Raw genomic sequence first — 469 nt, forward strand, 5'->3', positions numbered from 1 at the left:
GTAGTGACTCGTCATCTGCGGGAGTGCTGATGAACTTGCGAGATGAGCTGCCGGTCGATCACCCACTCAATCGGGTCTACCGGATCGGTGCCGCACTGTGCGGACTCCTCCTTTTGTTGTTCGGCTGTCTTGGTTTCGCCGACAGCCTGTCTTCCTTCGACACCGACGGCCGGCAGATCGCCGGTCTCTCCACCAACGGACTGCTCAGCACCATCTCGGTGGCGTTCGGGCTCCTGCTGATCGTCGCCGCGCTCATCGGGGGGAACTTCGCTTCGACCGTCAACATCATCGTGGGTGGACTTTTCATCCTGAGCGGTTTCGCCCACCTGGCCCTCATCGGCCGCCCCGGGAACATCCTCGACTTCGGCCTGACGAATGTGATCTTCAGCTTTCTGATGGGACTGCTGATCATGACATTCGGCATGTACGGTCGCGTCAGCGGAGGCCTTCCCCACGACAACCCCTACTG

At 60.6% G+C, this 469-nt stretch carries 1 protein-coding gene; it reads left to right on the forward strand.

The annotated features are described in order from the left end of the window. Positions 1 to 29 precede the first annotated feature (29 nt). The coding region (locus IF46_RS0131985; protein ID WP_030492137.1) for a DUF4383 domain-containing protein at positions 30 to 469 on the forward strand (440 nt) is incomplete at its 3' end.

It is taken from the genome of Micromonospora chokoriensis (assembly GCF_000718555.1).
GTDB classification, from domain to species: Bacteria; Actinomycetota; Actinomycetes; order Mycobacteriales; family Micromonosporaceae; genus Micromonospora; species Micromonospora chokoriensis_B.